The organism is Ruminococcus sp. MCC718 (assembly GCF_018783905.1).
In the GTDB taxonomy this organism is placed as follows: Bacteria; Bacillota; Clostridia; order Lachnospirales; family Lachnospiraceae; genus Hominisplanchenecus; species Hominisplanchenecus faecis.
Genome location: NZ_WQNP01000164.1, coordinates 23,202 through 49,805, shown reverse-complemented (window position 1 = coordinate 49,805; position 26,604 = coordinate 23,202). Strand labels below are relative to the sequence as shown.

The window sequence follows — 26,604 nt, the reverse complement described above, 5'->3', positions numbered from 1 at the left end:
TGCTAGGGTAAAAGATCAAAATGTCGTTCTTGCTTGCAAGATAAGACATTTGAGCTTGTAACCCGCTAAAACATGAGGAAGCAGCGATTTACAACGTAAATCTGCGAATTCCGAATGTTTTATAGAATTGTGGGAGTTACATTGTAACGGAGCAATTCGTGGGCATTTTGTAGGATATACCTTCAACAGATATATCCTAGAAAGTATATCATGCAAATTTGCAGGAGACAAGGAGATTTTCAGAGGGGACGCTATCTATGAAAACAGTCGTATTTCATTTACAGGCGAAAACATGTGAAAAAGACATTTCAAAGTTAAAAGAAGAAATTTTATCTTATAATATAAGAATCGAAGAAAAAGAACTTTCCGAGGTAAAAGAAGAAAAAGACGGTATTCTGGCGATTACGGATCAGTTTTCGGATGTTGATTATGCGAAGGAACACAACATCGCAGTTATTTTCTATGAGACACCGGGAACGAACCGCAGTGTGTCCGGTGTGGACATGGTCGTGCAGGGATTTGAAGAGCTGAATGTAGAGTATCTGCAGCTTATTTATATGCGACATCACGGATTGCCGTGGATCATTGCAAAGACGGATCGGATCTGCATCCGCGAGAGCGTGGAGGGGGATCTTACGGCTTTCCGGAAGCTCTACCAGGAAGAAGGGATGCTGGATTATCTGCCGAATCCGGAGTTTGAAGGTGAGGAAGGAAGAGAAAATTTTCGTCATTATATCCGCAGCATGTACCGTTTTTATAATTACGGGATCTGGACAGTGCTCGAGCGAAAAAGCGGTGCAATTATCGGAAGAGTCGGCATTGAAAACGGAGAATATCAGGGACAGAGCGTACTGGAACTTGGCTATCTGATCGGGAAAGACTGGCGGCGACAGGGATTTGCAAGAGAAGCCGTTTCGATGACGGAACGGTTTGCAGCGGAAGTTTTGCAGGCGGATTCACTCCATGCTTTTATTCACCCGCAAAATGAATCATCTATTGCATTTATTAAAGCAATTGGATACGAAAAACTGGAACTGCCAGGAGAGGACGGAGTTCTGGTCTGGCAAAAAAATCTGCAAAAGGGCAGAATTTAGAAAACGTTTAGAAAAATTTCTCCGGATTGTTTAGAAAGAGCGATTAATATGAAATAGCTCTCGCAGATGAATGAGCTTAAAAACAAAAGAGGTGGAAAAATGCAAATCGAATTTCAGATTTTAGATGCACTGCAAAAGATACATACGCCAGTTCTGGATGGCGTGATGTGTCTGATCACATCACTTGGAAATGCCGGGATTATCTGGATTTTACTGACCATTGCCCTGCTGATTAATCCAAAGATCAGAAGAACAAAAGACGGAACAGCGTGCAGACTTTTCGGGGAATCCGGCAGACGAAGCGGATGTATTTTGCTTGCAGCACTGATTCTTGACCTGATTCTGTGCAACGGTATTTTAAAAAATCTGTTTCACAGAGTACGGCCGTATGACATCAGAACATCCATCGAACTTCTGGTAAAAAGACCGCTGGATTATTCGTTTCCGTCCGGACATACGGCAGCTTCCTTTACTGCAGTGGTGGCACTTTCTTTTGCCGGTGAGAAAAGGGCATGGAAAGCGGCATTGGTTCTTGCATGTCTGATCGCATTTTCCAGAATGTATCTGTATGTACACTATCCGACCGATGTGCTCGGCGGTGTGCTGGTTGGGATTGCAGCAGGATATGGCGGATACCGGGTGGTGAAAGCACTGGAACGGTATAAAAAGGAAAAATAATACAGCATTTTACGAAAGCCCCGTTCTGTGGTATGATAATAGTCACATTATTACACTACAGAAAGGGGCATTTTCAATGGGAGATACCTCAGAATATAAAGCAGAAAAACAGATCGCACTTGGGATCCTGGCACATGTGGATGCCGGAAAGACAACGCTTTCCGAATCCATGCTGCACAAGGGCGGTATTGTTAAAAATATGGGCAGAGTCGATAAAAAGAATGCATTTCTCGATAATTATGAACTGGAAAAGGAACGGGGCATCACAATCTTTTCCAAGCAGGCGGTGTTCCGGATCGGAAATATGCAGGTGACGCTTCTGGATACACCGGGGCATATTGATTTTTCGGCGGAGATGGAGCGGACGCTTCAGGTGCTTGATTATGCGGTGCTTGTCATCAACGGGGCGGACGGTGTGCAGGGACATACTAGGACGCTCTGGAGACTCCTGGAGCGTTATCAGATCCCGGTGTTTTTGTTTATCAACAAAATGGATCAGTTCAAAGGAAATGATGAGGAAAAGCAGGAAGAGCAGGAGCGTCTCCTTGCCAGTCTTCAGAAAGAGCTGAGTACTTCCTGCCTTGATTTTGGCGGAGAATGGGATGCGGCATTTCTGGAGAACCTGGCTTTGTGTGAGGAAGAGGTGCTGGAGCATTATCTGGAATCGGGAGAAGTAGAAGAAGCAGATATTGTAAAAATGGTCGCACAGCGGAAAGTATTTCCGTGCTATTTTGGTTCTGCATTGAAAGAGGAAGGTGTGGACAAATTTCTGAAAGGTGTGGAAACTTATACGGCAGAAAGAAAATACGGGGATAAGTTTGCAGCCAGAGTTTTTAAAATTGCAAGAGATGCACAGGGAAACCGGCTGACCTACCTCAAAGTGACCGGCGGCGTGCTGAAGGTCAAGATGCTGCTCAGAGGTGAAAATCGCAATGCAGAGGAGACGGCAGTCTGGGAAGAAAAGGTTGATCAGATCCGCATTTATTCCGGGGCACGTTATGAGATGGTAAAGGAGGCAAAGGCAGGGATGGTCTGTGCGGTCACCGGACTGGATCATACGTTTGCAGGGGAAGGCCTGGGCCTAGAAGAAGAAAGCACGATTCCGCTGCTGGAGCCGGTGCTTTCCTATAAGATCGAACTGCCGCCGGAATGTGATGCCCATCAGATGCTTCGCAAACTGCGTCAGCTGGAGGAGGAAGAGCCGCAGCTGCACATTGTATGGGAAGAACAGAGTTCGGAGATTCATGCAAAGCTGATGGGAGATGTGCAGATCGAGATTCTGCAGAGCCTGATCAGAGAGCGGTTTGGCGTGGATGTCTCATTTGGAGAGGGCAGCATTGTCTATAAAGAGACGATCGCAGGACCGGTGGAAGGCATCGGACATTTTGAGCCGTTGCGTCACTATGCGGAGGTGCATTTGCTTCTGGAGCCTCTGGAGCGTGGAAGCGGCGTTCAATTTGATACGGATTGCAGCGAAGATCTGCTGGACCGGAACTGGCAGCGGCTGATCCTTACGCATCTGGAGGAAAAAGAGCATATCGGTGTGCTGACCGGTTCGGCGATCACAGATATCAAGATTACATTGATCGCAGGAAGGGCACATCAGAAACACACCGAGGGCGGTGATTTCCGTCAGGCGACGTATCGGGCTGTGCGGCAGGGACTGAAGCGTGCCAGAAGTATTCTGCTGGAGCCGTGTTATGAGTTCTGTCTGGAGATTCCGATGGAGAATGTCGGAAGAGCGATGACGGATCTTCAGAATATGGGGGCAGACTTTGAGCAGCCGATGATCGAGGACAAGATGGCAGGCATCAAAGGTCGGGCTCCGGTTTCCACAATGCGTGGTTATCAGAAAGAAGTTATTTCCTACACAAGAGGATTTGGAAACCTGGTCTGCAGTTTTGGCGGTTATATCGAATGTCACAATGCAGAAGAAGTGATCGCGGCATATGATTATGATTCGGAGCATGATCTGATGAATCCGACCGGATCGGTATTCTGTGCACACGGAGCCGGATTTGTCGTTCCGTGGGATCAGGTTCCAGACTATATGCATCTGGAAGAACGCAGGATCGCAGATACGCAGTCAGCAGACGGGGAACAGGCATCTGATGATAAAAAGAGAAGCGAAAGTGGACAGGCAGACGGCAGCTGGATCAGTTCCGCAGAATACAAAAAGCGACAGGCAGATTACTGGAGGGGCGAAAAAGAGCTGGAAGAGATTTTTGCCCGCACGTACGGAGAAGTTAAAAGAAGGCTTCCGTCCGAGCAGGAATATCGCAGAGTACATGTCACAGCTTCCGAGCCGGTCTATCGTCCTGCAAAACCGAAAAAAGCGGAAAAAGAATACCTTCTGGTGGACGGTTACAACATTATTTTCGCCTGGGAAGAGTTAAAAGAGCTGTCAAAGATCAACATTGACAGTGCGAGAGACCGCCTGAAAGATATTCTGTGTAATTATCAGGGGTATCGCAAGTGTACGCTGATCCTGGTATTTGATGCTTACCGTGTGAAAGGACACCGGGAGGAGATCACAAAATATCACAATATCCATGTGGTCTATACAAAAGAGGCAGAAACAGCCGATATGTTTATCGAAAAGACTGTCCATGCGATCGGCAGGAAATATCAGGTTACGGTAGCAACTTCCGACGGACTGGAACAGGTGATCATCATGGGACAGGGCGGAAAGAGGCTGTCCGCTGCCGGCCTCAAAGAAGAAGTCGATATGGCGGCAGCTCAGATGAAAGAACATTTGGAGGCGGCGAAGCCAAAAACAAAAACCTATCTTGGGGAATATTTTCCGGAAGATTCTGGAAAAGCAGAGTAAAATTTTTTACCGGACAGAAAGAACGGCAGAAACAAGAAATATCATATAAAAAATAATATAAAATGTTATGCAGAGAGGTATAAAAAATGAAAATGGCAGAAGAGCTTCAAAGAGAGCTCCGCAGTATCAACCGTAAAAGTTATCCGGCGTACAAGGGGCTGAAAGGGGCATATCAGTTCCCGGATTACCAGCTTTTTATCGAGCATGTGCAGGGTGATCCATTCGCAGCACCGTCCGCGCTGCGGATTTTTGTGCCGCACAGCAAGGCAAAATTTCCGGAAAGATATTATTGGGATAAGTGCAGCAAGGTTGCATTGCAGGATGCTTTGCTCCGACGTTTTGCGGAAATATCCGCAAAATTCTGTTACCAGGTAAAAGGCTCCGGTAAGAGCGGTGTGATCCAGGTCAGTCACTGCGGACAGGAAGTTCTGGAGCGAACTGCCTGTGAGATCACAAAGGAAGGCATCCACATCCGCTTTTTTGTCGGTTTTCCGGCAAATGGACGAACGATCAATTCCGGCGAACTGGAAAAGATTCTGTTTGTGTATCTTCCGAAGTGCGTGGAAATGTCTCTGTATCACAGAAAAGTTCCGGAAAGAGAGACTGAGCAGGTGATCTGTTTAAAAGAGGATCAGAGGGTAATAAGGGAAGAATTAAAGAAAAGAGGTCTGATCGCATTTGTGGCAAATGGTTCGATTCTGCCAAGACAGAGCGGAAATTCTGATCTGCCGATGAAGGATGCCGTCCCGTTTCAGTCCCCAAAGAGCATGGAAATCACCATACAGCTTCGACATCGTGGTTCGATCACAGGTATGGGGATCAGAAAAGGGATCACGCTGATCGCCGGCGGCGGTTATCATGGAAAATCGACGCTGCTTGAGGCACTCGAAAAAGGCGTTTACGATCACATCGCCGGAGATGGAAGAGAATTTGTGATCACGGATGATACTGCCTGGAAACTTCGGGCGGAGGATGGCAGAAAGATCAAGGATGTCGATATTTCGCTGTTTATCAATCATCTTCCAAATGGAAGAAATACCAGAAGATTTTCTACTCTGGATGCCAGCGGCAGTACCTCACAGGCGGCAAATATTATAGAAGCGATCGAGGCGAAAAGCCAGGTTCTGCTGATTGATGAAGACACTTCCGCAACGAATTTTATGGTGCGTGATGAGCTGATGCAGCGTGTGATCCAGAAGGACAAGGAGCCGATCACGCCGTTTCTGGAGCGTGCGAGAGATCTCTATGAAAAGGCAGGCATCTCTACGATCCTGGTAGTCGGAAGCTGTGGTTCGTATTTTTATATCGCAGATCAGATCATTCAGATGGACAATTACTGTCCGGTGGATATTACAGAGAAAACCAGAAAACTGCTGAAAGAATATAAAAAACCGGACTGTGAGGCAGAAGGCTTTGCACTGCCGTCTGAAAAAAGAAGTATATCCTTTGGAAGCTCTGTGGTACGAAGGAAAAATTACCGCGGAACCGGTATGGTAGAAGAACACGAAAAATTAAAAGTGATGGGAAGAGAAAGTCTGATGCTTGGCAAAGAACAGCTGGATCTTCGCTATCTGGAACAGCTTGCGGACCGGGAACAGACCCAGACACTGGGGTATCTTCTCAAATATGCAAAAGAGCAGTACAGCGGCAAAACAACAGATCTTACGGCACTGATGGAATCCCTGATCCGGAAACTGGAAAAAGAAGGGATCGGAAGTGTGAGCGGGCAGAAAGAGATTCCGGCCGGGATGGCAATGCCACGAAGACAGGAGATTTATGCGTGCTTTAATCGCTTCTGACCCTGGCATCTTTGAATCGTTACAAAAATATTACAAATATTTACAATTTTACATATTTGTATCAAAATTGTTATGTACCATGTATGTGTCGGGGGATCTGGAAGTGCAGTACATGAAAAGATTGCCCACGACATTCTTGAAAGCATTTGTCAGGAGATGACAGGCGGAGAAAATGTGAAATGCTGAAGAGAAAGCGTGGGTGTTTTCTGTTCGGTTCGATGATAAAGGAGGTACAAAACGTATGAAACGCAGAAAATATTTACTTGCTTGCCTGCTTGCAGGTGTTACCATTGCCATGCCGACAGGGCAGCTCAGTTTTGCAGCAGGGGCACAGAACGATATCAGCCTGATGGCAGAGTCCGAAAGCCAGAGCGAGACACAGTCTGAGAGTCAGAGTGAATCGGAGACGGAGACACAGGACCCGAATGTTCCGGAAGGATACAAAGGCATTTACAAGGTCAGTGACCTGAGCCTGTTATCTTCCAAGCCGGACGGAAAATATATGCTGATGGCGGATCTGGATCTGAACAGTGCAGAACAGGCAAGTATTTCTGTATTTCGCGGTACACTGGATGGAAATAACCATACGATCAAAGGACTGAAGCAGGCACTGTTCCAGGTGCTTGAAGAGGGAACGGTGAGTAACCTGAATTTATCGGGTGTGCAGATCAGCGGCAGCGGCGATGCCGGTGCACTTGCAAATGTCATCGGAACCGGCAAAAAAAGTGCAGTTACGATCCAGAATATCACGATCACCGGAAGTGTTACAGGTACCGGGAATACCGGAGCACTGGCGGGTGTTTTGAAGGGGACAGATGTTGTGATCTCGAGGATCGCTAACAGTGCGACTGTAGCCGGAACGGCAAATGCCGGCGGCCTGATCGGACTTGTACAGGCAACAGATGACCAGGAAGGGGCGGCATCTGTGAAGTTGACAGAGAGCTATAACATCGGAGAGGTCAGTGCGGTAACAGCAGGAGGACTGATCGGTGCAGCAGAGATCCCAAATCTGGCAGCGGCAAGAAACATTGAGATCGCAAACTGCTACAACGCAGGCGTATTGGAAAAAGGGGCCAATATCGTAGCGAAGATTACAGCAGGGAACGGTCAGGTCGTGATCAACAAATGTGTCGGTATTCAGTTTTATTATTCTGTGGCATCCGGCATGGTCGGCACGTCCACAATGGCAGCAGGCAGCACACAGACATCCGGCTGCAGCATTTCAAACAGCTACTATTACAGCATGAATCCGGTCTATGCATTTGAAACAGGAAACTGCATTACCGGAACAGCAACGGCACTCAATGATGTGCAGATCAAGACACAGAGCTATTTCAAAGATTTTGATTTCAACGGCATCTGGGCTTTGAATGCATCAGAAAACGGCGGTTATCCATATCTGAAACAGACCACTATGCTGCCGGTCAGCTATGTGGCACCGACTGCCGGAACGGTTCTGATGGACAGCAAAACGGGCGGCAAGTATCTTGTAAGCACCAGAAGCAAAGCAGTTTCCTACGCAGGCGTGCTGGATGAGGAGATCACTTCCGTGAGCATCCCATCTCAGGTGGAGATCAACGGCATAACGTATAATGTAACGGCGATCGCAGAAGGGGCACTGAGAGGAAACACAAAGATCACCTATGTATCCGTTCCGTACAGTGTGACAGAAGTTGGAAAATATGCATTTAAGGGATGTGCATCTCTTACAAAAGTAAGCACCCTCAAATATGTAAAGAATATTTATCAGGAAGCATTTGAAGGCTGCACAAGCCTGACAACGATCGGTGCGACCAATTATCGGATCACACTTCCGTCTGTTGAAATGATCGGTGTGCGGGCATTCCGCAGAGTATCACAGGTGCACAGAGTCTATATTTCTTCGAAAAATCTGACTACGATCAAAAGGGGGGCGTTCAGCGAATGCAGCGGTATAACGAAGTTTAATGTGGTTTCGACAAAACTGAACAGTATGGGAAAATATGCACTGTACAGAACCGGCAAGCTGAAGACGGTCATTTTCAAGACCGGGTATCTGACGAAGAGCAACGTGGGAAGCAAGGCATTTAGCGGTATCAAATCAACGACAACCTTTACGGTTCCGGCAGGTTCCGTTCAGAATTATAAAGATTTATTTAAGAACAAGGGAGCGGGGAGCAAATTTAAGGTTAAGAGTTTGTAAAAAAGATTGAGAAGCGTTAAGGGTATTTACAAAAAACTCATATAAAATAAAAAAACTTCTGAGATCCGGTATGGATTTCAGAAGTTTCAGACTGTAGACAAAGCCCTGCTTTTGCAGGGTTTTGCTATTGTTGGAACCGCTTTTCTGATATAATAAATATCAGAAGGGCGGTGTTTTTTATGATGACGAAAAATGCAGATAAAAAAAGAGAACAAATGATGATGTTTTCCATGGATGACATGGTACCTCAAAACCATATGCTGCGATTGATTGATAAAGCAATCAATTGGAACTTTATTTATGATCTGGTTGAAGAAAAATACTGTCCGGATAACGGCCGCCCTAGTATGGATCCCGTTATGCTGATCAAGATACCATTCATTCAGTATCTCTATGGAATAAAAAGCATGCGGCAGACCATGAAAGAGATCGAGGTAAACGTTGCATACCGCTGGTTTCTCGGACTAGACATGTTAGATCTAGTACCTCATTTCTCTACATTTGGAAAGAATTATACCCGCCGTTTCAAAGATACAGACCTTTTTGAGCAGATTTTTTCAAAGATTCTGGAAGATTGTATGAAATATAAGCTTGTAAATACAGAACAGATCTTCGTGGATGCAACACATGTAAAAGCCTGTGCAAACAGTAAAAAAATGCGTAAGCGGGTTGCACACGAACAGGCTCTCTGGTATGAAGAAGAATTAAATAAAGAGATTGAAGAAGATCGTCTGGCACATGGAAAAAAGCCATTAAAGAAAAAAGATGATAACCAGCCACCTGCATCCGGTGGAACCGGAAATGATAAGGATTCTATATCTGAAGAACTTCCTGAAGATGTAAAAACGCAGAAATGCAGTACCAGTGATCCGGAAAGTGGATGGTTTCGAAAAGGAGAACATAAACATGTTTTTGCATATGCAGTAGAAACTGCCTGTGATAAACATGGCTGGATCCTTGGATATACAGTACATCCTGGTAATGAGCATGACAGTCGTACTTTTAAAGCATTATACGATAAGATATCTAAACTGAATCCGCAGATGGTAGTTGCAGATGCAGGATATAAAACTCCGGCAATCGCCCATCAGCTGTTGGAAGATGGAATTCAACCACTTTTTCCGTATACCCGTCCCAAGACCAAAGAAGGCTTTTTCGGGAAACACGAATTCGCATATGATGAATACTATGATTGTTATATATGCCCGGGAGCACATATATTGCCATACAGTACAACAAACAGAAGTGGATATAAAGAGTATAAAAGCTGCGGTGAACATTGTGCTGAATGCCAATATCTTTCAAAATGCACAGAAAGTAAGGATCATATAAAACGGATCACACGTCATGTATGGGAAGAATATATGGAAGTGGCAGAAGACATTCGGCACACGATAGGAAACAGACAGATCTATCAGTTAAGAAAAGAAACCATAGAAAGGATATTCGGTACAGCGAAAGAACAGCATGGATTTCGATATACGCAATATGTAGGAAAGGCACGGATGGAAATGAAAGCCGGGCTTACCTTTGCATGCATGAATCTGAAAAAACTGGCAAAGATTCTGGAAAAACGAGGCTGGAATACAGCCAGATTTTTGTTGATTTTGAAGAAAATAAAAAGAAAAGAAGTTTTGAAAGAAAAATGGTGCTGGGCATAATACCCAACACCAAGTTTGTCTACAGTCTGAAACTTCTGAGATCCGGTATGGATTTCAGAAGTTTTTTTATACTTATCTTATAACCTTTTCAGGCTTTTGCTGTGTCACGGAAGATCACATGGCTGTAATTTTTCAGGGCACTTTGCAGAACCAGTCCGATCACACCGCAGGAAAGTACTTCGCCGATGCCGACTGTCAGCATCATAAACGGGATCGGCAGATTGACACCGTATCCGTAGTAAAGGACGAACGGTACGATCAGGGTGTTGGCAATGATCGGCGGCAGCGGAGCTAAGAATCTGCTCTTTTTACGCAGGGCATAAGTTCCGAGGGCTCCAAGCAGTGTGGCAATGCTGCCGAAAATAATATCAGCAGGGATTGCACCGCCGAACAGGTTGGCAATAATACATCCGACAAACAGTCCCGGAATCGCAGCCGGTGTGAAGAATGGCAGGATGGTCAGTGCTTCAGAAATACGAACCTGTACTTCACCGAAACTGAACGGTGCAAAGATGATCGTCAGCACGACATAGATCGCTGCGATCACAGCAGCCTGGGTTAAAAAGGTTACCTTGTTAGACTTTTTCATGATATTTTTCTCCTTTAGTTTTGTTTTATGAGTGGAAGGTCACGAACACTCAGCACATTTTACGGCGGTGACCGCCGGCAAGCCCGATAAGACCTTGTTTTTAAGGGCTTTGCAACGGCTCAAAGTATAACACAGTGCCGGAAAGATTGCAACAGAAAGCTGGAAAATCCATGCTGTGCCAGAATCTGGAAGCGTATTTCGACACTTCCCTGAAAGTGTATAAAAATTTGGCATTTTTGGAGGAATGTATACCAGATTTGGTAGACAAAAAGGGAAAAGTAAGATAAACTAAAATTTGTGGTAAATGCTCTTTTGCATTTACAAAGAGGTAAAAAAGAAATCATGTATCAGAAAAGGCGAAGATGGAGTATGAGGAGGAAAAATGAAGTTTGAAAAAGAAGTGATGCAGAATCTTGCTATGGTCACACAGCTTGGGATTTCTATGCTGGCTCCGATCATTCTCTGCGTATTCGCAGGCCACTGGCTGGATGAGCATTTCGGGTTTCACAGCGTGATCGTGCTGCTTCTCTTTGGTATCGCAGCAGGTGTACGCAACTGTTATCTGATCTTAAAACAGCTTATTCCGAAAAAAGGAGAAAAGAAACATGGAAGATAAGGTATTGAAAAGTCTGATTTCCGGTATCCTATTATGTGGAATACTGTTTCAGGCAGTCTTTGTGTGGTTTTCTGATGCAAAGGTCTTTTTTTCACTGGGGCTGTGGATCGGAGTCGGCGTTGCCGTTTTTATGGCATGGCACATCAGGTACAGTTTAGAAGATGCACTTGATATGTCAGAGGGCGATGCTCCGAAACATATGTACCGTATGTATGGCATCCGTATGGCAGTCGTGCTGGTTGTATTTTTTATTACTGCCTATTTTGAGATCGGCAGTATGATCGGCGTTCTGCTTGGAGTGATGACTCTGAAAGTCGGAGCATATATGCAGCCTTTGCTTCAGAAAATAAAAAAGAAAAGAAGGTGAATGAGTGAGAGCAGGTTTTTTGCTGGCGGCAAGTGGTGACGTGGATTTTATGATCCATGGACTGTTCAAGTACAGGTTATTCGGACAGGAATTTTGGATCACGACCACGCATGTCAGCATACTCGTGGTGATGCTGGTACTGTTTGTGTTTGCACTTGCGGCAAACCGGACGATGCGTCACGCACAGGAAGTGCCGGGATTTTTCCAGAATATCGTCGAGATGATCGTGGAAATGCTGGATGGCATGGTAGAGAGCAGCATGGGAAGTTATGCGAAGAAATATCGCAACTACATCGGATCGATCTTTATCTTTATTTTTGTCAGCAATATCTCAGGTCTGTTTGGGCTTCGGCCTCCGACAGCGGACTATGGCGTAACACTTCCACTGGGAATTATCACATTTTGTATCATACAGTACAACAATGTGAAGTATAACAAATTTGGTGCATTTACCGATCTGTTTAAGCCAATCCCGATCCTCTTCCCGATCAACCTGATCGGAGAGATCGCAGTGCCGTTTTCTCTGTCACTGCGTCTGTTCGGAAATGTGCTTTCCGGAACGGTTATGATGTCACTGATCTACTCACTGCTTTCCAAGATCGCAGTGGGCTGGCCGGGATTTCTTCATATTTACTTTGATCTTTTCTCCGGTGCAATACAGACCTATGTGTTCTGTATGCTGACAATGGTATTTACTTCACAGAAAATGCCGCAGGAAAATTAAAAGATGTCAAAGCCCCGGAAGCGGATCTGTTCGCAGCAGGTGGGCGGCATCAACTGGCAACATCAAGAAATCATATTTTAATATTTAGGAGGTACATCTCATGGATGGAATTACAGGTAAGGCACTGGTTTTAGCATGCTCTGCAATTGGTGCAGGTCTTGCAATGATCGCAGGTATTGGTCCTGGTGTAGGTCAGGGTATTGCAGCCGGATATGGTGCAAGTGCAGTAGGAAGAAACCCGGGTGCAAAAGGTGATATTATGTCAACCATGCTTTTAGGTCAGGCAGTTGCCGAGACAACAGGTCTTTATGGTCTTGCTATCGCATTTATCCTGCTGTTCGCAAACCCGCTGATCGGCAAGCTGTAAAAAGGGGGCAAAACGTTGGAACGACTGTTTAATCTGGATCCTCAGCTGATTCACGACGCCGTTCTGCTGGCACTTGCAGTATTTGTCATGTTTACGTTTCTGTCCTATCTGCTGTTTAATCCGGCAAGAGATTTCCTGAAAAAGAGACAGGATAAGATCAAAAACGATCTGGATACCGCCGCAGCAGATAAAGCAGATGCACGTAAACTCAAAGAAGATTACAATGCGAAAATTCAGAATATCAATGCAGAGGCAGAAGAAATTCTGGCACAGGCAAGACAGAAAGCTCTGGATAACGAAGCGAAGATCATTGCCGAAGCAAAAGAAGAAGCTGCAAGAATTCTTTCAAGAGCAAATGCCCAGGTTGAACTGGAGCGTAAAGCTGCTGCAGATGATATGAAGAAAGAAATGATCGCACTTGCATCTTTGATGGCAGAAAAGGCAGTAGCCGGTGCGGTTGATGCAAAAGTTCAGGATACGATGGTAGAGAGTACACTGAAAGAAATAGGGGAGGACACATGGCGAAAGTAGCGGCGAAGGTATACGGTGACGCGCTGTTCGAGCTGGCGGTGGAAGAGAACCGCTGTGACCAGTTTCTGGAAGAGATTTGTGCCGTAGAGAACGCACTTGACCAGAATCCCCAGGCAGAGACGCTGCTCTGCCATCCGGGTATCGGCAGCGAGGAAAAGCAGGATTTTATCGAAAAATGTTTCAAGGGAAACGTCTCAGACGATATGACAGGATTTTTACAGATCCTTGTGAAGAAGGGACGCTTTTCCGAGAGAAATGCCATATTTGCATATTTTACAGCTAAAGTGAAAGAATACAAAAAAATTGGTGTGGCTCTGGTGACATCTCCATTTGAGCTTACCGCAGAACAGAAGACTAAGATCGAAAAGAGACTTCTGGATACTACGGACTACAAAAAGATGGAGATCACATACCGCGAGGATAAGACGCTGATCGGCGGTCTGGTGATCCGGATCGGAGACCGTGTCATTGACACCAGTATAAAGAGCAGGCTGGAAGAGCTGAGGCTGCAGCTCATGGGAATTTCCCTCGAAGCCTGAGAGAAGAAAACAGCATGAAAGAAGGTGCAAAGACCTTATGAATTTGAAACCTGAGGAAATAAGCTCAGTGATAAAAGAAGAGATCAAAAGATATTCTTCCCATATGTCCGTTGCAGAAGTGGGCACGGTTATTCAGGTTGCAGATGGTATCGCACGTATCCACGGCCTTGAGAAGGCGATGCAGGGTGAGCTTCTGGAGTTTCCGCATGGTGTGCGGGGCATGGTGCTCAACCTGGAGGAGGATAACGTAGGTGCCGTACTGCTCGGTGATGCAACGAATATCGAAGAGGGCGATATCGTAAAGACTACCGGCACCGTTGTGGAAGTTCCGGTAGGCGATGAGATGATCGGCAGGGTTGTCAATGCCCTTGGACAGCCGATCGATGGCAAAGGTCCGATCTCAAGCAGGAAATTCCGTAAGATCGAAAGAGTAGCTTCCGGAGTTATCGACCGAAAGAGCGTAGATACCCCGCTTCAGACAGGTATCAAGGCAATTGACTCCATGGTGCCGATCGGAAGAGGACAGCGTGAGCTGATCATCGGAGACCGTCAGACCGGTAAGACAGCGATCGCGATTGACACGATCATCAACCAGAAGGGTCAGAATGTAAAATGTATTTATGTAGCGATCGGTCAGAAAGCATCGACCGTTGCCAATATCGTAAAGACACTGGAAGAAAACGGAGCCATGGATTATACAACCGTTGTAGCATCCACTTCCAGTGAACTTGCTCCGCTGCAGTATATCGCACCGTATTCCGGATGTGCGATCGGAGAAGAATGGATGGAGAATGGAGAGGACGTACTGATCATTTACGATGATCTGTCCAAACATGCGACAGCTTACCGTACACTTTCCTTACTTCTGCGTCGTCCACCAGGCCGTGAAGCTTATCCGGGAGACGTTTTCTATCTGCATTCCAGACTTCTGGAGCGTGCGGCGAGACTTTCCGATGAACTTGGCGGAGGATCTCTGACGGCACTGCCGATCATCGAGACACAGGCAGGTGACGTTTCCGCTTATATTCCGACGAACGTTATTTCCATCACAGACGGTCAGATCTATCTGGAGACAGAGATGTTCAATGCCGGATTCCGCCCGGCGGTAAATGCCGGACTTTCTGTATCACGAGTTGGAGGTTCCGCTCAGATCAAGGCAATGAAAAAGATTGCTGCCCCGATCCGAGTAGAGCTGGCACAGTTCCGTGAGCTGGCATCTTTTGCACAGTTTGGTTCCGAACTGGATGCCGATACCAAAGAAAAGCTGGCACAGGGCGAGCGTATCCGTGAAGTCCTCAAACAGCCGCAGTATGCACCAGTTCCGGTAGAATATCAGGTTATCATCCTGTATGCGGCTACCAGAAAACATCTGCTGGATATTCCGACAGAAAAAGTTCTGGAGTTTGAAGAAGCACTGTTTGAATATATCAAGACCAAATATCCGGAGATTCCGGAGAGCATCAAAGAGACCAGGGTACTTTCCGACGAAGCAGAGCAGAAACTGATCCAGGCGATCGGTGAGTGCAAAGCAAAATTTTCTGCAGCTGAATAAAGCAGCATGATGACGGAAAAGAAAGCAGGAGGATGATACCATGGCTTCAATGAGAGATATTCAGAGGCGCAGAAACAGTATCGCCAGCACACAGCAGATCACAAAAGCCATGAAGCTGGTTTCCACCGTAAAGCTTCAGAGGACGAGGGAAAAAGCGGAAGAATGCAAACCGTATTTTAACCATATGTATGCCACGGTGACCAGTATGCTTGCACGTACCGGCATTGTGGAACACCCGTATCTGAAAAGCGGAAAATCGGGGAAAAAGGGTGTGATCGTCATCTCATCCAACAGAGGACTGGCAGGCGGTTACAACTCCAACATCGTGAAAATGCTCACGCAGGGCGAACTGGAAGGAAAAGAGCTTCTGATCTATAACATCGGCCGAAAAGGGCATGAAGCACTGGAACGAAAAGGCTATGAGATCGCAGAAGATTACAGCGAGGTGATCAATTCCCCTCTGTATTCGGATGCGGTGGAGATCAGCCAGAGAGTCCTGAAAGATTTCGAGGAAGAGAAGATCGGAGAGATTTATCTTGTCTATACCAGCTTCAAAAACACGGTGGTACATGAGCCGAAACTTTTAAAGCTGCTTCCGGTGGAATTCAGTGACAAAGAGCTGTCCGATGCAGAGCGGAATACGCCGATGAACTACAAGCCGGGCGAGGAAGAAGCCCTGGATATGATTATACCAAAATATATCGCAAGTCTTCTGTACGGAGCGTTAAACGAGGCGGCAGCCAGCGAAAACGGTGCACGTATGCAGGCAATGGATGCAGCTACGAGCAATGCAGAGGACATGATGGAAAGCCTGGAACTGCAGTACAACCGTGCAAGACAGGGCTCGATCACGCAGGAGCTGACCGAGATCATTGCAGGAGCCGAGGCTGTTGAATAGAAACGTCTGCCGCAGCATATGCGGCATTACTAGGAGGAAACATGGCAGAACAAATTCAAGGAAAGATCACGCAGATCATTGGTGCGGTCCTGGATATTAAATTTCCGGAAGGCAAGCTGCCAAAGATCTACGACGCGATCCATATCGCAGCTCCGGACGGCGGTGTGCTGACGGCAGAAGTTGCACAGCACTTAGGTGACGATACGGTGCGATGCATTGCGATGGGACCGACCGATGGGCTGGTTCGTGGTGCCGAAGCGATCGCAACCGGTGCACCGATCACCGTTCCGGTCGGAGAAAAGACACTTGGACGTATCTTCAATGTAACCGGAGATGCGATTGATAAAAAGCCGGCACCGGAAGGCGTCGAATATTTACCGATCCACAGAAAAGCACCTTCTTTTGAAGAACAGTCCACATCTACCGAGATCCTGGAGACCGGTATCAAGGTAGTCGATCTGCTTTGCCCGTATCAGAAAGGCGGTAAGACCGGTCTGTTCGGAGGAGCAGGTGTAGGAAAGACCGTTCTGATTCAGGAGCTGATCCACAATATCGCAACCGAGCACGGTGGATATTCCGTATTTACCGGAGTTGGTGAGCGTACACGAGAAGGAAATGACCTCTATCACGAGATGGAGGAATCCGGAGTTATCAATAAGACCACCATGGTGTTCGGTCAGATGAACGAGCCGCCTGGAGCACGTATGCGTGTCGGTCTTACCGGACTTACGATGGCAGAATATTTCCGTGACCAGGCAGGAAAAGATGTCCTGCTGTTCATCGACAATATTTTCCGTTTTACGCAGGCAGGTTCCGAGGTTTCCGCCCTGCTTGGACGTATGCCGTCCGCAGTAGGATACCAGCCGACACTGCAGACAGAGATGGGTGCTCTTCAGGAGCGTATCACTTCTACAAAGAGCGGTTCCATCACATCCGTACAGGCCGTTTATGTGCCGGCGGATGACCTGACAGACCCGGCACCGGCTACGACATTCGCACATCTGGATGCTACGACTGTACTTTCCCGTTCCATCGTAGAGCTGGGAATTTATCCGGCAGTTGATCCGCTGGAGTCCACATCCCGTATTCTGGACCCGCGTATCGTAGGCGAGGAACACTATAAAACGGCACGAGGCGTGCAGGAGATCCTGCAGAAATACAAAGAACTTCAGGATATCATCGCCATCCTTGGTATGGACGAGCTTTCCGAGGACGACAAGCTGGTCGTGAGCCGTGCGAGAAAAGTACAGAGATTCCTGTCACAGCCGTTCTTTGTGGCAACACAGTTTACCGGTCTGGACGGACGTTATGTGCCGCTCTCTGAGACCATCCGCGGATTCCGCGAGATTCTCGAAGGCAAGCACGATGATGTTCCGGAAAGCTACTTCCTGAACGCAGGCTCGATCGATGATGTCACAGCCCGCATGAAATAGGGAGGTGTAAAATGGCAGCAGACAATCTTTTTGATCTGAAGATCATTACACCGGATCGTGTATTTTACAGTGGAAAAGCCAGTTTTCTGGAGCTGAATACCGTAGAAGGCGGGATTGGTATCTATAAGAACCATATTCCGATGACAACCGTTCTGGAGCCGGGGATCGCCACGATCACCGAAGAAGGCGGAAATAAAAAGGAAGCAGCACTGCACACCGGATTTATGGAAATCTTAGGTGACAGGATCACGATCCTTGCAGAGATCGCCGAGTGGCCGGATGAGATTGACCGCAACCGGGCACAGGAAGCAAAGATCCGTGCAGAACGCAGACTGCAGAATGATAAGTCCAACATCAATATCACGCGGGCAGAGCTGGCACTGCACAAGGCACTGGTTCGTATCGAACTGGCAGACCATGTAACAAAATAATAATAATGATGTGGGTGTCAAAAGTCCCCAACTATGATGCCTACGGATTGTTCCGTGCGTTGCACTCCCACAATCCTCCCCAGTATTCGCATATCGTGGGATTATCATCCCACTTTTATGCTCATATCGGGGCGGGTCCCAAGGTCTTTCATCCACCTATGAGCAAGCTCATGTGGATTTAGACCTTTTGACCCTGGCATCATCATAATAATAAGAAAACCGGCAGGATATGTTTATATCCGGGCCGGTTTTCTGCTGCCTGAAGTTTTCAGTACTTAACTTGAGATGAAAATGTTCTGCAAAAGCAAACGAAAAGAGTTTTTCCGTATATTCTTCCAGAGACGGGAAATAATGAAAACAGACGAAACTAAATTCGGGAAACAATGGAGGGATATAGGATGCAAAGATGGCTGAAACGGGCAGGACTGATTCTGTTTTTTGGCCTGTGGGCAGCGGCAGGACTGCAGATCTGGGCAAAGAAGCAGGAAAGCAGAGAGATGGAGGCAGTGGCAGCGTTCTCGAATATTGGAACAGACAACCGCAGCGGTATCGTGCAGTACTATGGAAAGCTGAAAAAAGAGAAGCAGGTGCAGATGCTGGAACGCCGGGAAGAATACCTGCGGCAGATCGCAGCCTCACTTGGTATTTCCAGTCAGATTCTGGTCTATCGTACCTACGGAGAGGACAGTCAGAGTGTCGTACTGCAAAAAGAAGGGGCAAACGCCGATACTGTGCTGCGTCTTGTCACCTGGAGAGAAAAAGGGGCGATCACCGGACAGAGCCTGTATGCAAACGTGACTATTCCCGGCGGCGGATTTGAAGAGGCACAGACCTTAAGAACGAAAATGCAGAACGTTCTGGATGAAACGATGGAAAGCAAACGAAGCAGTGTGGCAGTGCAAGGGTTTTATCTCGGAAATCTGTCAGAAGAGAAAAAAGAAGCGATCGCAGAACAGCTGCTGGAAGATATGCATGCCAGAACCGTGATCAAAAACCAGGATGGGAATCTGTATACGGTTTATGCCTACAGTCCCTGTTTTTCGGAGAGTGTAAGGCAGGGGACAACCCGGGTAAATCTGGCACTGACCATGTATTACAACAGCAGGACGCAGCAGACAGAAATATGTGCGGCAGTTCCGGCAATCGGGGTGAGCGGGGAAAGTGCTTGATTATTTGCAGAAGATTGCGTATGATAAAGCGTATAGTATCTTCTGACAACTGCAGCATGCATTGTCAGGCAAATAAAAATGCAGGAATCATGCGTGATCTTTGTGCTTTGCAGGCCGGGGATTACGAAGACAGGAGAGATTATGTATACAGACGGAATCATATTTGATGTGGACGGAACACTCTGGGACAGCACGCCGATCGTGGCTGAGGCCTGGACACAGGCAGTTCTGGAATGTGGTATCAAAGACCGCATCGTAACAGCGGGGGAATTAAAACAGTTATTTGGAAAGACCATGTCCGTGATCGCAGCATCCCTTTTTCCGGAGGCTTCAAAAGAAGTGCAGGAAACCATTCTGGAAAAATGCTGCGTTTATGAAGAAGAGGCACTGGAAGAAAATCAACAGGATATCTGCTATCCGGATGTCCGGGAAGTCATAAAACAGCTTGCAAAAACATATGATCTTTATAGTGTCAGCAACTGTCAGTGCGGCTACATTGAACAGTTCTTAAGAAAGACACAGCTGGAGGCGTACATAAAAGATATCGAGTGTTTCGGAAATACCGGAAAGAACAAAGGTGAAAATATCCGCCTTCTGGTGAAAAGAAATAGCCTGAAAGCACCAGTTTATATCGGAGATACCAAAGGGGACTGCGACGCCTCCAAAGAAGCAGGCGTGCCGTTTATCTTTGCTTCTTATGGATTTGGAAACGTTACAGAATATGCAGCAAAGATCGGGGAAATGAAAGATCTGCTGACGCTGTTTTCAGGGCAGTAACACCGCATGAATCGCATGTGCGTTCGACTGAAAGCCATAACTTGACTATATGAGCTATATATGCTACCATATGTATAACAAATGTGCTGCAAAGAGAACAAGTGCTTTGCAGCATTTGTCTTAGTCGGAATATACGCTCCGACTCGAATTTTACTGTATATCGAAGGATATTCCTTTGGTAAGACAACAAAAGAGGGTGGCTTTATGGTTATAAAAATTGATTTTCAGAGCGAAGAAGCGTTGTATATGCAGCTGCGGAATCAGATCATTCTCGGGATTGCAACTTCTGTGATCCAGGAGGGAGATTCCCTGCCGTCCGTCCGGCAGCTGGCGGGCGATATCGGCATCAACATGCACACGGTCAACAAGGCATATTCTCTGCTGCGTCAGGAAGGATTTCTGACAATAGACCGGAGAAAGGGAGCCGTGATCGCACTGGATGTTGATAAAATGGAAGCAATAAATGAAATTAAGAAAAATCTCAGAGTTATTCTGGCAAAAGCACACTGCAAAAATATTTCAGCAGACGAAGTGCATGAGCTGGTTGATGAGATTTTCTCAGAATACGAGCCGTTATGATCAAATGATGTTGAGGTCCTAAGTTCAAATGTCTTATCTTGCAAGCAAGAACGACCTTTTGACCCTGGCATCATCAAGTCTGTAAAAAGAAAGACAGGAGGCGATAAGATTGCGTGAGCGTTTTACAGAAAATGCAGAAAAAGTATTAAAGCTGGCAAAAAAGGCAGCCAAAAATAATGGAAATGGATACATAGGATCCGAGCATCTGCTGCTTGGACTTTTAGAAGAAGGCGAAGGCACGGCGGCGATCCTTTTAAAAGAGTCCGGTGCAGACACCGTCAAGATTCGCACTTTAGTTGCAAATCTGATCACATCAGAGGGAGATACCCTGACAGAAGAGACCGACTATACGCCAAGGACCGAAATCATTCTTGAGAATGCCGTGCATGAGGCGGATTTCTTCCATATGGAAAAAGTGGGGACGGAGCATCTGCTTCTGGCACTTTTAAAAGATACGGAATGCGTGGCAACCAGACTGCTGCACACGATGGAGATCGATATCCGCAAACTTTATCTCAGCGTTCTTAGTGCGATGGGGATTGAGGAGTCCATGTACAAAGAGCTGGCACAGAAAGAAAAGGCAAGAAGGGACGGCGGTGCGACTCCGGTGCTGGATCAGTACAGCCGTGATCTGACAGAGATGGCAGCAGAGGGCGAGCTGGACCCGATCGTCGGCCGTGACGCAGAGATCGAGCGTATTTTGCAGATCTTAAGCCGCAGGACGAAGAACAATCCGTGCCTGATCGGTGAGCCGGGTGTCGGCAAGACGGCGATCGCAGAAGGGCTGGCACAGCGGATCGTGCTCGGAGCCGTTCCACCGATGCTTCAGAACAAACGCGTGGTCACACTGGATATGGCGAGCATGGTTGCCGGTTCCAAATACCGCGGCGAGTTTGAGGAACGCATCAAAAAAGTGATCCAGGAAGTGACGGACAGCCGCGATGTGCTGCTGTTTATCGATGAGCTGCACACGATCATCGGGGCAGGCGGAGCAGAAGGAGCCATGGATGCCTCCAATATTTTAAAACCGTCCCTTTCCAGAGGAGAGATCCAGCTGATCGGTGCCACCACGATCGAGGAGTACCGAAAATACATCGAAAAAGATCCGGCACTGGAGCGACGTTTCCAGCCGGTTATGGTAGAAGAGCCGAGCGAGGAGGAGACGCTTGAAATCTTAAAAGGAATCCGTCCATACTATGAGGAACACCATGGTGTTCGGATCTCCGACGAAGCCCTGGATGCAGCAGTGAAACTTTCCAGACGTTATGTCAACGACCGTTTCCTTCCGGATAAGGCGATCGATCTGATGGATGAAGCAGCATCAAGAAAGCAGCTCAAAGGATATCAGGCACCGAAGCAGCTTGAAAAGCTTCAGCAGAGACTGGAGCAGATTTTAAAAGAAAAAGAAGAGAGCATCGTTCTCGGAGATTTTGAAGAGGCTTCTAATCTTGGACAGGAACAGATCAGAGTAGAAGAAGAGCTGAAAAAAGAACAGAAAAAGATGGATCGCAAACGTTCCGGCAAGAAACTGACAGTTGGCGAGGAAGATGTAGCAGATGTGGTAGCCGTATGGACGAAAATACCGGTCAGCCGCCTGACAGAAAGAGAATCCGGTCGCCTCTTAAAGCTTGAATCTACACTGCATAAACGAGTTGTAGGTCAGGATGAGGCCGTAACTGCTGTTGCCAAAGCCATCAAACGAGGCCGTGTCGGACTGAAAGATCCGAAACGTCCAATCGGTTCTTTCCTGTTCCTTGGTCCGACCGGTGTCGGCAAGACCGAGCTTTCCAAAGCACTGGCAGAGACCGTTTTCGGAAGTGAAGACGCCATGATCCGCGTTGATATGTCTGAATACATGGAAAAACATAGTGTTTCAAAACTGGTAGGTTCCCCTCCTGGATATGTGGGATATGAAGAAGGTGGACAGCTTTCTGAGAAAGTCCGCAGAAATCCATATTCCGTGATCCTGTTTGACGAGATTGAAAAAGCACACCCGGATGTATTTAACATTTTGCTTCAGGTGCTGGACGACGGACACATCACCGATTCTCAGGGCAGACAGGTAGATTTCAAGAATACGATCCTCATCATGACCTCCAATGCCGGAGCACAGTCGATCATTTCCCCGAAAAAGCTGGGATTTGCATCGGTGGACGATGAGAAGCACAACTATGAATATATGAAAGGCAGTGTGATGGAAGAGGTACGCCGGATGTTCAAACCGGAGTTCTTAAACCGTATCGATGAGACGATCGTCTTCCATGCACTGAACCGTGAGAATATCACCAGGATCGCAGAGATCCTGCTGGAGCAGTTCGCAAAACGCTGCAAAGAGCAGATGGATATCACACTGAAGATATCAAGTGCTGCAAAAGAACTGATCGCAAAAGCAGGCTTTGATGAAAAATACGGTGCAAGACCGCTGAAACGTGCGATCCAGACGAAAGTAGAAGATGCACTGGCACAGGAGATCCTGGAGGGCAAGGTAAAAGCAGGGGATAAAGTACTGCTTGGCGTTTCTAAAGAAGAAATTAAATTTTCTGTGAAAAGTGAAAAAGCTCTGGATAAGTAAGTTCGATTATGGTAAAATAAGACAAAAGTCGAGGAGAAATCCCATAACTGTTGAACACTTTCACATGCGTTTGATTTGAATATCAGTAAATCCAGTCAGAATCATACATTGAGTTTTCGTGCATTTGACTTGAAAGAAAGCTGGTTTGACAGCGGGATAAAGCGACAAAAGAGAATACCAGGAGGGCATAGATATGTCAGTAGTAAGTGAATTGATACGCACAGAAGCAGATGGAACGATCAGTTTCGGTAATTATGAGCTGCCGGCCAAATCCAAAAAATCCGATTTTGAGCATGACGGCGATCTGTATAAAGTAAAAACTTTCAAGGAGATCACAAAGCTTGAGAGAAATGGCATGTTTGTTTACGAATCCGTACCGGGAACCGCAGTCAGCCATTTGAAAGCGACCGAGAATGGTATGAGCTTTACCGTAGAGTGCCCGACCGATGCACAGATTACCGTAGAGCTGGAAGAGGAGACAAGCTATCAGGTATTTGTCGATGATAAGGAAGTTGGCGAGATGAAGACAAACCTCGGCGGCAAACTGGTACTGAGCGTAGAGCTTGACAGCACAGAAAGTGCGGCAGTTCGCATCGAAAAAATGTAATAATCTGATTCTGACAGCAAGTGTTTTGAATTATGAAGAATCATTATAAAAATTGAGAATCTTCTCAGCATAAGAAAAGGGGGAGCGTCGGGACGGACGTTCCCTTTTTGCTGTGATGACGAGAAAAACAAAACAGAAATATCTGCCGGAAAGAATCGGCAGTGTTCTTTAAAGGAGGGAACATGGCAAAAAAATCAACAATTTTTTTCTGTCAGAACTGCGGTTATGAGTCTGCAAAATGGCTGGGACAGTGTCCAGCCTGCAAAGAGTGGAATACACTGGTCGAGGAGACGGTCGTGACAGGAAAGGCGGGAAAAAGCAGTAAAAAAACAGAGAGCCTGGCGGCCAGGATACATGAGGCACAGCCGGTGAAATTATCCGGAATCAAGACAGAGAGCGAGATACGCACAGCGACCGGATTTGAAGAGCTGGATCGTGTGCTTGGCGGAGGCATTGTTGCCGGATCGCTGGTTCTGGTCGGCGGTGATCCGGGTATCGGAAAATCAACCATTCTTTTGCAGGTCTGCAAAAATCTCACAGAAAAAGGCAAAAAAGTATTGTATATATCGGGTGAAGAATCGCTTCAGCAGATTAAACTGCGAGCGTCCAGAATCGGAAGTTTCGGAGAGGAAATGCTGTTGCTCTGTGAGACCAGCCTTGAGACGATCCAGGGGGTGATCGAGCGTGTGCAGCCGGAAATCGTAGTGATCGATTCGATCCAGACGATGTATCAGGAAGACGTTTCCTCCGCACCGGGAAGTGTATCGCAGGTAAGAGAAGCTACTTCTGTATTTATGCAGATCGCAAAACGTATGGGAATCTCCATTTTTATTGTCGGACATGTGACAAAAGAAGGAGTTGTCGCAGGACCGAGAGTTCTGGAGCATATGGTTGATACCGTGCTGTATTTCGAGGGTGACCGCCATGCAGCCTACCGCATCCTTCGCGGCGTCAAGAACCGATTCGGCTCCACCAACGAGATCGGTGTTTTTGAGATGTGCCAGAGTGGATTAAAAGAAGTCAAAAATCCATCGGAATATATGTTAAGCGGCAAGCCGCAGGGAGCATCCGGATCAATCGTGTCCTGTTCCATGGAAGGCACAAGGCCGATTCTTGTAGAAGTTCAGGCACTTGTGTGCCGCAGCAACCTTGCGATGCCAAGAAGGACGGCAGCTGGCACCGACTACAACCGAGTCGGGCTTCTGATGGCTGTAATCGAAAAACGCATCGGTATGCATTTATCAACCTGTGATGCCTATGTCAACATTGCGGGAGGCATCCGCATGAACGAGCCGGCGATCGACCTGGCGATCGTGCTTGCACTGATCTCCAGCTACAAAGACATTGCGATTGACGAAAAAACACTGGCATTCGGAGAAGTGGGCTTAAGCGGTGAGATCCGTGCCGTCAGCATGGCACAACAGAGAGTGGCAGAGGCCAGGAAACTAGGGTTTGAGACGATCATTCTGCCGGCAGTTTCCATGCCTTCAATTGGGAAAGTGGAGGGGATCCGCCTGCTTCCGGCGGCAAATTTAAGGGAAGCATTGAAATATCTGTAAAAGTTACAATGGGGGTGAAAGTATTTTGTACAAAATTATGCTGGTAGATGATGAGGCAGAAGTAAGAGAGAGCATTTTGCTTCAGATTTCGAAGAGCAGTTGCATCAGCAGGAAATGTAGCATCTGCAACGCAGAGTACAGAAACTACTCGATTTCTCTTACGGAGAAGCAACGAAAGAAGATGGGCATTAAGAAAACTCATATGTAAAATAGAACGCCATGATGATTCGAAAACAATCCCCCTCAAAGTGATTTGTTTTCGGATTCGTCATGGCTGTATTATTTTGCACACCATGTTTTACAATGCGGTTCGTCTGCACATTGCCAAAAGCTCCTGGCCTGATGGAGACTCTGAGGCGGAAGATTATTAAAAAAATATCTGTCTGATTTGGATTGACAAAAATCGCTTATTCAAGTATAATAATCACAAAATAGTTTTAAATCTAATTCTATCTGACTTTCATTGCCGTTCGGCAGGAAAATCCAAAAAACTTTATACCTGCACAGAGCGGCTGAAAATACAAAAGTGATATCTTAAGAAAACTTTTTGACAACCGATATTTGCAAATTGCTTCTTAGCCAAAGAGTTTCACAATTCCGGTATCCAAGGCTGTTTTGTAGCAGGGAAATGTCAGCAAAGCTGACCAGAAGCGTGCACCGGGTCTCACGTATATTTAGCCTGGATTCATACAAAAAGCAAAGGAGCAGCCTATGGGACAAAAAGATATTACAGAGAAACTACTGGAAGATTATAATGATGTATTTGCAGATATCATAAACGGACTGATTTTTAAAGGAGAACAGCGGATTCTGCCGGAATCTCTGGAAAATGCAAAAGTCCACTCTCAATATAAAGCAGAAGATGGAAAAGTCCATGAACTGGAGAGGGATGTCATAAAATACTGGAAAGAGAAAAAAGTCGAACTGGCGATCTGCGGGATCGAAAACCAGAGCAATGTGAAAAAATATATGCCGTTCCGCATTATCGGATATGATGGTGCTGCATATCGCAGCCAGCTATTGGAGAGCAGAAAAGAGATCCTGCCGGTT

At 46.6% G+C, this 26,604-nt stretch carries 24 protein-coding genes and 1 pseudogene; 24 read left to right on the top strand and 1 reads right to left on the bottom strand.

Annotated features, from left to right (window positions below):
- Positions 1 to 257: 257 nt before the first annotated feature.
- From GPK60_RS13195 to GPK60_RS13170, 6 genes are all read left to right on the top strand, one after another.
- On the top strand, positions 258 to 1,094 hold the full coding sequence (locus GPK60_RS13195; RefSeq protein ID WP_215660619.1) for a GNAT family N-acetyltransferase: 837 nt from the start codon (positions 258 to 260) through the stop codon (positions 1,092 to 1,094).
- Positions 1,095 to 1,193: 99 nt separating this feature from the next.
- Positions 1,194 to 1,772 (top strand): phosphatase PAP2 family protein, encoded by a 579-nt coding sequence (locus GPK60_RS13190; protein WP_215660616.1) that lies wholly within the window; start codon positions 1,194 to 1,196, stop codon positions 1,770 to 1,772.
- A 76-nt stretch (positions 1,773 to 1,848) separates the two neighbouring features.
- Complete coding sequence (locus tag GPK60_RS13185) at positions 1,849 to 4,602, top strand: TetM/TetW/TetO/TetS family tetracycline resistance ribosomal protection protein (RefSeq protein ID WP_215660613.1); 2,754 nt, start codon at positions 1,849 to 1,851, stop codon at positions 4,600 to 4,602.
- A gap of 86 nt (positions 4,603 to 4,688) precedes the next feature.
- Positions 4,689 to 6,401 (top strand): ABC-ATPase domain-containing protein, encoded by a 1,713-nt coding sequence (locus GPK60_RS13180; RefSeq protein WP_215660611.1) that lies wholly within the window; start codon positions 4,689 to 4,691, stop codon positions 6,399 to 6,401.
- A 241-nt stretch (positions 6,402 to 6,642) separates the two neighbouring features.
- Positions 6,643 to 8,583 (top strand): leucine-rich repeat protein, encoded by a 1,941-nt coding sequence (locus GPK60_RS13175; protein WP_215660609.1) that lies wholly within the window; start codon positions 6,643 to 6,645, stop codon positions 8,581 to 8,583.
- A 179-nt stretch (positions 8,584 to 8,762) separates the two neighbouring features.
- The gene (locus GPK60_RS13170) at positions 8,763 to 10,244 is read left to right on the top strand and encodes an IS1182 family transposase (RefSeq protein ID WP_215660606.1); all 1,482 of its coding nucleotides are present in this window, start codon (positions 8,763 to 8,765) and stop codon (positions 10,242 to 10,244) included.
- Between the two features lie 88 nt (positions 10,245 to 10,332).
- Here GPK60_RS13170 and GPK60_RS13165 read toward each other — a convergent pair whose 3' ends face one another.
- The gene (locus tag GPK60_RS13165) at positions 10,333 to 10,833 is read right to left on the bottom strand and encodes a QueT transporter family protein (protein ID WP_173866923.1); all 501 of its coding nucleotides are present in this window, start codon (positions 10,831 to 10,833) and stop codon (positions 10,333 to 10,335) included.
- 382 nt (positions 10,834 to 11,215) lie between these two features.
- Between GPK60_RS13165 and GPK60_RS13160 the strand changes: the two genes are divergently transcribed.
- The 18 genes and pseudogenes from GPK60_RS13160 to GPK60_RS13075 form a co-directional block, all read left to right on the top strand.
- Positions 11,216 to 11,449: an AtpZ/AtpI family protein gene (locus GPK60_RS13160; RefSeq protein WP_022119856.1), complete on the top strand. Its 234-nt coding sequence runs from the start codon at positions 11,216 to 11,218 to the stop codon at positions 11,447 to 11,449.
- Positions 11,439 to 11,816, top strand: coding sequence for an ATP synthase subunit I (locus tag GPK60_RS13155; RefSeq protein WP_022119857.1), 378 nt, complete (start codon positions 11,439 to 11,441; stop codon positions 11,814 to 11,816). The genes GPK60_RS13160 and GPK60_RS13155 overlap by 11 nt, the downstream gene beginning before the upstream one ends.
- 4 nt (positions 11,817 to 11,820) lie before the next feature.
- Positions 11,821 to 12,540 (top strand): F0F1 ATP synthase subunit A, encoded by a 720-nt coding sequence (gene atpB, locus GPK60_RS13150; protein ID WP_330591397.1) that lies wholly within the window; start codon positions 11,821 to 11,823, stop codon positions 12,538 to 12,540.
- Positions 12,541 to 12,640: 100 nt separating this feature from the next.
- Positions 12,641 to 12,907 (top strand): ATP synthase F0 subunit C, encoded by a 267-nt coding sequence (gene atpE / locus GPK60_RS13145; RefSeq protein ID WP_022119859.1) that lies wholly within the window; start codon positions 12,641 to 12,643, stop codon positions 12,905 to 12,907.
- A 15-nt stretch (positions 12,908 to 12,922) separates the two neighbouring features.
- On the top strand, positions 12,923 to 13,438 hold the full coding sequence (gene atpF / locus GPK60_RS13140) for a F0F1 ATP synthase subunit B (RefSeq protein WP_022119860.1): 516 nt from the start codon (positions 12,923 to 12,925) through the stop codon (positions 13,436 to 13,438).
- On the top strand, positions 13,426 to 13,977 hold the full coding sequence (gene atpH, locus GPK60_RS13135; protein ID WP_022119861.1) for an ATP synthase F1 subunit delta: 552 nt from the start codon (positions 13,426 to 13,428) through the stop codon (positions 13,975 to 13,977). The genes atpF and atpH overlap by 13 nt, the downstream gene beginning before the upstream one ends.
- Before the next feature lie 37 nt (positions 13,978 to 14,014).
- A complete protein-coding gene (gene atpA, locus GPK60_RS13130; protein WP_147632293.1) occupies positions 14,015 to 15,529 on the top strand; it encodes a F0F1 ATP synthase subunit alpha in 1,515 nt (504 codons plus the stop codon).
- A gap of 40 nt (positions 15,530 to 15,569) precedes the next feature.
- Entirely contained in the window at positions 15,570 to 16,427 is an 858-nt protein-coding gene (atpG, locus tag GPK60_RS13125; RefSeq protein ID WP_173866924.1) for an ATP synthase F1 subunit gamma, read from the top strand.
- A 41-nt stretch (positions 16,428 to 16,468) separates the two neighbouring features.
- Positions 16,469 to 17,860 carry a F0F1 ATP synthase subunit beta gene (atpD, locus tag GPK60_RS13120; RefSeq protein WP_022119864.1) on the top strand — a complete coding sequence of 464 codons (1,392 nt, stop codon included), beginning with the start codon at positions 16,469 to 16,471 and terminating at the stop codon, positions 17,858 to 17,860.
- Positions 17,861 to 17,871: 11 nt separating this feature from the next.
- Positions 17,872 to 18,291 carry an ATP synthase F1 subunit epsilon gene (gene atpC / locus GPK60_RS13115; RefSeq protein ID WP_173896046.1) on the top strand — a complete coding sequence of 140 codons (420 nt, stop codon included), beginning with the start codon at positions 17,872 to 17,874 and terminating at the stop codon, positions 18,289 to 18,291.
- Between the two features lie 398 nt (positions 18,292 to 18,689).
- Positions 18,690 to 19,460, top strand: a complete 771-nt coding sequence (locus GPK60_RS13110) for a YwmB family TATA-box binding protein (protein WP_022119866.1) — start codon at positions 18,690 to 18,692, stop codon at positions 19,458 to 19,460.
- A gap of 78 nt (positions 19,461 to 19,538) precedes the next feature.
- On the top strand, positions 19,539 to 20,237 hold the full coding sequence (locus GPK60_RS13105; RefSeq protein WP_346727789.1) for an HAD family hydrolase: 699 nt from the start codon (positions 19,539 to 19,541) through the stop codon (positions 20,235 to 20,237).
- 204 nt (positions 20,238 to 20,441) lie between these two features.
- Positions 20,442 to 20,816: a GntR family transcriptional regulator gene (locus tag GPK60_RS13100; RefSeq protein ID WP_022119868.1), complete on the top strand. Its 375-nt coding sequence runs from the start codon at positions 20,442 to 20,444 to the stop codon at positions 20,814 to 20,816.
- Positions 20,817 to 20,925: 109 nt separating this feature from the next.
- On the top strand, positions 20,926 to 23,388 hold the full coding sequence (locus tag GPK60_RS13095; RefSeq protein WP_173867051.1) for an ATP-dependent Clp protease ATP-binding subunit: 2,463 nt from the start codon (positions 20,926 to 20,928) through the stop codon (positions 23,386 to 23,388).
- Between the two features lie 193 nt (positions 23,389 to 23,581).
- Complete coding sequence (locus tag GPK60_RS13090) at positions 23,582 to 23,995, top strand: hypothetical protein (RefSeq protein ID WP_022119870.1); 414 nt, start codon at positions 23,582 to 23,584, stop codon at positions 23,993 to 23,995.
- 182 nt (positions 23,996 to 24,177) lie between these two features.
- Complete coding sequence (radA, locus tag GPK60_RS13085; protein WP_173867052.1) at positions 24,178 to 25,554, top strand: DNA repair protein RadA; 1,377 nt, start codon at positions 24,178 to 24,180, stop codon at positions 25,552 to 25,554.
- 25 nt (positions 25,555 to 25,579) lie between these two features.
- A complete protein-coding gene (locus GPK60_RS13080; protein ID WP_173867053.1) occupies positions 25,580 to 25,762 on the top strand; it encodes a hypothetical protein in 183 nt (60 codons plus the stop codon).
- Between the two features lie 503 nt (positions 25,763 to 26,265).
- Positions 26,266 to 26,604, top strand: a pseudogene (locus GPK60_RS13075) (transposase); the annotation flags it as partial.